The sequence below is a fragment of the uncultured Streptococcus sp. genome (assembly GCF_963511325.1).
Lineage (GTDB): Bacteria > Bacillota > Bacilli > Lactobacillales > Streptococcaceae > Streptococcus.
This window is the reverse complement of the sequence record NZ_CAUPII010000050.1, coordinates 1-8,550: the sequence shown is the minus strand read 5'-3', so window position 1 is coordinate 8,550 and position 8,550 is coordinate 1. Positions and strand designations below refer to the sequence as shown.

The 8,550-nt window shown below is 41.6% G+C and carries 2 protein-coding genes; both read right to left on the bottom strand.

Annotated features, from left to right (window positions below):
• Positions 1 to 7,871 (bottom strand): SIALI-17 repeat-containing surface protein (locus RQ973_RS09240; protein ID WP_311523785.1); only part of this gene is annotated, 7,871 nt, incomplete at its 3' end.
• A 156-nt stretch (positions 7,872 to 8,027) separates the two neighbouring features.
• A partial coding sequence (locus RQ973_RS09235; protein WP_311523783.1) for an SIALI-17 repeat-containing surface protein occupies positions 8,028 to 8,550 on the bottom strand: 523 nt, incomplete at its 5' end.

The following is an 8,550-nucleotide window of genomic DNA, read 5'->3' as shown; positions in this document are numbered from 1 at the left end:
GCTTCGACACCATTTACGCCACCTGTGAATTCTGGGACTTCTACTACTGGTGCTGGCTCATCACCTGCTGTGCCAATAGCTTCAGTGTACTCTGGAACTTCATGAACAGCTGCTTCGACACCATTTACGCCACCGGTAAATTCTGGAACTTCTACTATTGGTGCTGCTTCATCACCCTTACTTGTAGTTGGAGCTGGTTTCTCTGGTTCTTCCGGAAGTTCTTGGTGGAATGTAGTCATTTCGTAGAACTCTGGTTTGCCACCTTCCCAAACAAGTTTGACATCCAATAATGGAGACTTATCTCTGACAGCAAATGTTTGGAAGCTTGAGGTAATCTCACCTAGTTCTGACCAAGCATCTGCTTTATCCTCTTTCAGAGTACGAGCAAGCACACGAGCTTTCACTCCTTGTGGAAGACTTGAAACAAGTCGGATATGATTTGCGTCTGTTGGTTCTGACAAGTGGTAGACAAGCTCACCTTGTTCTTTCTCAGCCTTGTAGCTTGTCAATACTTTGCCATCCACAAGGTTTGTGTATAGGTTTCCTTGGCTTTCACCGCTGTTTCCTTCAACAGTTGGGTCATTGATTGGTTTCACGAATTCACCATCATTGATAACCAACTCAGTGAAGCCTACAAAACGAGCATCATAGTCTGCTGTAAATAGAACACGGAGGTAGTTGGCTTTAACTGGACTTGAAAGTTCACCCTCGATATAGCGATTTCCTGGCATCTTAGAATCGTGTGTCCAGCCATCTGTCAAGGAATCATCACGTGTTTCATTAGCAACACCGTCACCAACTGTTACAACATCTGTCCAAGTCTTACCATCTTGACTAACTTGAATCTTACCATCACGGAGATAGTTTTGAGTGCCGTCTTGGATGTAAGCTCTAATCTTCTTAATGTCACGCTCGCTACCAAGTTTCAAGGTAATATGACCATCTTTACGAGCATAATCAGAAAACTCTACAAAGTTATTGTAAACACCATCGAACAACTGATCCAAATTCTTGATTTTGCGAACATCATTTCGACCGTATGTTGGGTGGATTCCCATTGATGTAGAATCAAGTGTCGTTGGTTGAACTTCTTTTGTCTTAACAAGTAGAGATGTTGCTGTCACTGCTTGTTCTTGATCAGTCTTATTAACTAGACGAACATAACGTACCAAGGACTTATCAGTCACTTGATCAGCTGGATACCATTCTTGGGCATTTGGAGAGTATTCCAAGTTGAGGGATGGATTTTCAATACCAAGTGCTTGAATGCTTTCAGCTTGGTGAAGACGATCAAGTTTCATACCCAAGTAGCTATTAGCTGGAAGCTTAGTTCCGCTTGGAATTTGCAAGTCATAACGACCTAGGCTATCATAAACTGGAGTTGACTTCAGGCTTTCAACGTTTGTATCAGTCAATTCGCTATTGCCTGCACGTGTTTCAACTGAGAAGTCAGCGATACGCCACCATAAGTTGATGTTCTTAGTATTGCGAACACGAACGTAGCGAGCTGAAATTGGAGTTTCGATTTCTTTTGTTTGTTCACCAGTCAAGCGATCCAATTCTTGCCATGAGCTACCATCTGCAGAATATTCAAGAACACCTTCTGCCAATTTATCTCCTGATCCTTGAACTAGACGAACCTTGGTCACAGGTTTGACTTCACCCAAGTCAAGTTGTACCCAACCATTGACTGGAGTTGTGTCTGTTCTATCAGCATTTGCAAGCATGGCTTCAGTATTATCACGTCCATCTGTAATCTGACCAACTGTTGTGTTGTACTTGTACATAAGATTTGGACTGATTGTCACAGTAGCTGTCTGTTTGTTACGAACAACTTCTACAGGACGGTTAACAGCAATTTCTCTTACCGCAAACCAAGTGTTTCCACGATCTGAAGTCGCAATCATGCGAACAGCTTTAGCATTGATATTGAGGTTTTCAAATTTAAGAAGAGGCTCATTACCAGTGTAGCTTGGTTCTGAAAGTGTTACCCACTCATCATTTTCATTGAGGTACTCAACCTTAGCATTGTTAAAGGTATCGCGCGGATTTGCTTGAGTTCCCATTGCGAATGTCAAGTTTTGAATTGGAACAGCCTTGTTAAATTTCAAGCCAATGTAATCACCAGTTTGGATGCTATTTGGTGATTTAATTAGGGCATGTGTTCCTAAATCACCATCAGTGACTTCAGCAAGTCCGCCTTCTACACCTGTACGGTTCGTAATAAAAGTGCTAATGACTTGGTCTGGATGCAAGGCTTTTTGAACTTCAGTTGCAAGGATTTCACGAAGGCCAAGCAAGAATGGACGGATATGTTGAACACCTAATTCAGCTTTTTCATCATGATCTACATAATGGAAAGTATAAGTTTGAGACTGTTCATAAAGTTTCAATCCCTTGTAGTAGCTATCCCAAAGTCTAGCAGAATCATTGTTTTCGATAGCTTCTGTACCATCAAGAAGAGCACTCAAGGCGTCCATTTGGTCAATAGTATTATCCAACCAGTAGTGGATTTGAGCACGCATCTTTTCATCACCAGATGCTTTATAAAGTTGAGCTGCTGCTTTTAGTTTAGCAAATTCTGCACGCAATTCTGCACGCTCTGCATTGACATCTTGACCAGCTTTCAACTTAGACATGAAGGCTGCCAATTTTGGTGCGAGTTCAACAGACTCTTCCAATTTCACAACACGACCATCCATGTTTTGGTTGATCATATGTTTACCAAGTTCACGGAAGGCAACAGATGTTTCACTGTCAGTAAATTTACCTGTTTCAACAAAGTTGAAGGCGATATCATTTACTTTCTTAGCTTCGTCTTCTGACTTCCATTGTTTCCATGCATATTGAGCTGCAGAGAAGAGGGCAATCTTAGAAGGTTCAGATTGTTGCATTGGGTTCAACATGATACCTGATAGGAGACTTGGGTCCACATTTGGATGAAGGAATTTCTCACCGCCACCCAAAATCAAGTGTTGTTTAGAGTTATCTGTAACAGGCCAGTTTACCCACAGAGAAACTGGTCGGTAAGTCTTACCTCCTGCAGTCAGGTTATTCTTAAGGTTAGAGAGGAAGCTTTCAGACACTTCACCCCAAATCTTACCACCAGTAAGGGTCATAGAAGTTGAAGTTGGAAGGTTTTCATTTAGAGATTTCAACTCATCTTCACGTCCATTACCCCAATATTGACCTGGAACGAAAATCATTTCCTTACGAAGACCAACATAAGTTGCTTGTTTTTCAGTCAACCAGTCTGTCATGTCCTTCATCAAGCGGTTGTAGCTATTGTAGCCACCAACTGGACTTGGAGCGTCATCGGCCAAAATACCGAACTCACGAACACCGACATCCATCAATTGAGTGAATTTAGCTTTAATAGTTTCAAGGTCTTTTTGGTAGTCAGCATCGTTGCCAAAACGGATACGGTTGTTCATGAATGGGTGGATGGTCCACACATAACGAGTCTTGTTTTGGTTTCCGACACGTGCCAATTCACGGATTTCAGCTAATTTTTCTTCTGGATAAAGTTCACGCCATTTCTTGTTGTGGTATGGATCATCTTTTGGTGCAAAGAAATATTGCGTCAACTTCAAGTCACCACCATAGCGCATCAATTCAGCACGATCAGCATTGCTCCAAGGGTTACCATAGTATCCTTCGATAAAGCCACGGTTCTTAATTTCAGCGAAGTCTTCAACTGTTACATTACGCAAGACTGGAGCTTCACTTTCATTAAGCATGTGTTTGAGAGTTGTCAAACCATAGAAGACAGCATCTGTATCCTTACCGACGATAGAGATTGTATTGTTCTTGATAGACAAGGCATAGGCATCAATCTTATCAAAGAGTCCTTGAGAAATGCCAGACACTTCTTTTTCAGCCTGTGAATTTTGACCATGAACACCAAGGTAGATGTTGGTAGCACCTGCCACTGCTGTTTGACTGCTTGTGTAAGAGATTTGATGATCTTGTAGGACACTCTTCAAGCGGTTACGAGTATAGATATCTAATTGATCGCCCATGACAAGATTGACTTGTTTATGGAGTTTCGTAACACCTTCATCGTAAGTTACTTTTTGTGGTGTTGGGAAGACCTTGTACTCTTTCTTGAGATAATCTTGACTTTGGGCTGCTGCAGCAACTGCCTCGTCGCTTGTAGGTTTCGTAGCTACAAAGCTATCAGCAAGTTCAGTTGTCCCATCACCCATTTCCTCAACTTTAGGTTTTTCTGGAGTTTCAGGTTTTTCTGGTGTCACAGGTTTTTCTGGACTAACTGGTTCTTCTGCTTTGTTAGTAGAAACTGGTTTCAGAAGTTGAATTTCTGCAGCACTACCAAATCCTCCAGCACCTGCTAGAACTTTAAATTCTACCTTATCTGTTTCAATAGCCTCAAAGTTAACTGTCTTTTCTTTGGCATTATTTTCCCAAGTTCCAGAAGCAACTTTAACCATCTGACCATCTTTTTGAGCATAGATTTCATAAGATGTTACGACACCATTGCCTCCACCTGGGCGTGGAAGGTAGGTCAGACCATTTACTTTTTCTGCTGCTTTCAAGTTCATTGCAACAGTGAATGGAGCCTGATCTCCAAACCATTTTGAATGCCAGAAAGTATTCGGATCATTGTCGAAAGCTTTTTCTACTGGACCTTCAGTATTGGTTCCTGGCAATTCCTGACTTGTTGCAGAAACTGTAAATTTATCATTTGGAATCAAACGTGGATTTACGAATGGTTCATTTGACAATTCTGCACTATGCAAAATTCCTTTGAAGCCACCGATTGTTTCAAGAGGTAGAACCAGGCTATTATGAGCAAAGCGAGGGTAAGCTGGATTTGCAATACGTTCAACTTTTTCACCATCTACATAAACTTCTGTTACTTGAGGTTTGGTTACGACAGAAATTTGATAACGTTTGTTCTTTTCAAGTTTCTTGTTAAATTGAATATGGAATTGCTCAAAAGTATAGGCAAGGTAGCCATCTTTGTCCGCAAGGTAAAGTTGGTTGTTTCCACTTGTTGAGAAGGTTTGCTCGCCATCACCAGTCACTGTCACATCCAATTTCAAGACATGACTTGGTCCAGCATCACCAACTAGGCCTTCGATAGTGCTATCTTTTTCGAAGTTCAAACCTGCTTCAGTCTTCTGTACTTTCTTAGCAAGATAATCTTTGACAGTCTCAGGATTAATCTTGAACAAGTCTTCTTCAGCTACGGTCTTATCTGGGTTAGACTGTGGTGCATAAACACTTGCTGGTTGAACACGTTCTGCATAGGTCTTGGCTGCACGGTCTGAACCCCAAGTGCGTTCTGCAGTTGATTGCATACTCTTGAAGAAGCGTTTAAAGATATCGTAAGAAGTGAGTCCAGTTTCATGGAGGTCAATATTATCATTCCATACAGCGTGACCACCACCAAGGATATTTGGATTAGATGCTTCTAGACGTGGTCCTCCACCTGTTGAGAAGTCATTTGGTGTCCAACGATTGTATTGAGTTTCATAGTTGGCATAATCGCCATAACTACCTTGACTGTTACTTCCGCTTGGGACACTATAGGTTGGAATATCTGTGATATTGATAATCTTAGCGCCTTGAGCAATAGCATCAGCTGGACGTTGCCATCCGATACTCCAGATATCAACTTCTACATCTTTCCAATCAACTGGCGTTGTACCAGGTTTTGCACTAAGTGAACCCCAAATACGTGGTGTATAGCCTTTGCCTTTGATGTACTGAATCATATCATTGACATAGCGACGATAGCTTTCGCGACTACCGTAGTACTCATCGGTTCCGATATGAACTGTTGAGACACCATGAAGTGGTGCATCCTCTCCATCCAACAATTTATCATAGACTGATTTAACAAAAGCAAGCGTTTCTTCGTACTTGTTGTCCAAGTCCAACATAGCCACACGTTCTACATTGTGTTTACCCCTATAATCGCTAAGACTGCCTTTGTACATAAGGTCAGGTCTAACCTTAACAAATGAAAGAGCGTGACCTGGTGTATCAATTTCAGGAACAAGGTTGATATGCAAAGCTTTTGCTAACTTGATAATTTCTTGCATTTCTTCCTTAGTGTAATGCTCGTCAGATGTTAATTTTTCACCATTTTCACCGACAACATCAGTCTCTACACGGAATCCTGTCTTGGCATTTTTAAGAACATAATCCAGTTCTTCATCTTGAGAAAGATTCTTACCAGCCAAGTGGTCTTTTAGGAAGATATAGTTGTCATTCAAGTGCAACTGCAAGTCGTTCATCTTGTAGTAGGCCATGTTAAGCATGATATCCACGAGAGTATCATAAGGAATAAACTTACGACCTGTATCTAGCATAAAGCCACGGTGACTAAAGCTTGGGAAATCACGGATTTCACCATTCTGTAAGTCTTTTTCTCCCATCTGAAGGAGAGTACGAGTTGCATAGAAGGCTCCTGCGTTGGTTGCAGCTTCTACAGTGATAACACCATCTTTTACAGTGATACCATAGCCTTCTTTACCATACCCCTTATCTTCAACCTTTTTAAATTCAATCCGTTTTTGAGCTGTTTGATCACCTGTAGCGATTTCTAGCCCACGACTTTCAAGGTCAGTCTGATAGAATTTAGCTTCTTGACCAAATCCAGAATCGCCAACTGAAATCACGGTATCAGCTGTAATAGAAGTTTTGCCTTCAGTTCCATACCATTGTTGAACTGCTGGAGCAACTGCTGGTTTAGTACCAACGCCTTCATCTGCATGTAATCCTTTAATAAGGACTTCAAATTCTTTTGTGAAGGTATGAGTATCCTTGACTTGTTGGACCATTACCTTGACAGTTTGATCTGTTAAGGGTTTGTAGATCTTGTTATTAAGATCAACAACTCCCTGTTTGTTGCTACCAATCAAGCTGACTTGACCTGGTAATTTAGGCAAGATAAGAGATTTTCCATCTTCAGCAACAGCTAATTCTGTCACTTGGCGAATATCTGTTGGTTTGCTAGCGTCTGGAATGTTTGAGTAGGCACGAATTTCTTGAATCCCAACATTTTTCCAGTTCATTGTACCAGCTTGGTAATCTGTGATTTCAAGTTTAAGGTATTTGGCTTGGATAGCTTCTTTCAAGTCAATTTTTTCATCAAGAAGAGGATTCCCTGTTCTTTGATAAGCCAACTTCCATTCTTTAACTCCTGAACCATTCACATCATCCTGACCAGCGTAATAGAGGTTCCATGACTTGATATTTGGATCATTTTGTTCACCACGAAGACGGCGGTCCCAATCAATCTCAACATGCTTAATCACTGTTGTCTTCTCAAGTGTAAATTCGATTGTTGGTTTCTCAACGTTTTGGTCAGTTGCCCAACGAGTATCAGGTTTTCCGTCGATTGCCTTTTCTGCTGTAAATGGTGTGTTGGCTTCATGGTTTGAAGCTGTTGCAGTCGCCTTTTCTAGATGATTGACATCTGGTGTATCTACTACATCTTTAATCGCAGGACTTGCAACTGGTTTCGCCTCAGAAACTGCTTCCTCTTTAGGATTTGTAGCTGGTTTTGAAGCCACTTCTTCCTTAGGAGCAGGAGTTTCAGTTGGTTTTGGAGTAGTTGTTTCAGCTGCAGTTGCTCCAGTTTCTGACGCTGCAGGTTGATCATCTACAGTTCCAGCACTCGCTTCTGCTTTTTCAATAGCTGCTGCTATATCTGCTGGCAGTTTATCCAGAGGCTGAGCCTGTGTTACCGTACCTTCTGTCTCTGAAGGTCCTTCTGTTTCAGCAGCCTGAACCACACTAGCTCCAAAGATACTAGCACCAATCATAACAGAAGCTGCGCCGATTGTAAATTTACGTATACTGTAATGACACCGTTTCTCAAAAAAATGTTTTCCCATTTTTTCCTGTTTCCTTTCATACGCTCACAAGTGGTAAGCGTTCTCATTCCCCTTTAGAAAAAGAGAGGACCTAGAGGGTCCTCTCTGGGTTTTCTTTTTCTCCACGACAATGATTGTGGAGTCTAAGCTCTCTTTTATTGAAAACTTTTTTGTATTTTAATCTTCTTTTCTTTTGACAGCTAAGAGTGCTGCTGAAACTGCCATGCTGACACTAGCGATGAAGAGAGCTGTTTCAGAATTATCTTCACCCGTATTTGGAAGAGCATTTGAATTCACCTCTTTAGATGTATCTTTATTCTCTACTGAAAGTTTTGAATCTTCTCGATACTCTGGTTTTTCCACTACAGGCGCAGGTTGGTTACCTACTGTACCAATTTGGCCTTTGTATTCTGGAATTTCATGGATTGCGCCATCACTTCCATTCACACCTCTGGTAAACTCTGGTACTTCATGAATTGCGGATTCGGCACCATTTACACCACCTGTGAATTCTGGTGCTTGGCTCACAGCTGCTTCTGCTGCGTTAACTCCACCCTTGAATTCTGGAACTTCGTTTACAGCTACTTCTTCTCCTGCCGTTCCAACTACTCCTGTATACTCTGGAAGTTCTACAACTGGCGCTGCTTCATCGCCTGCTGTGCCAAGAACGCCAGTGTATTCTGGAACCTCTACAACTGGG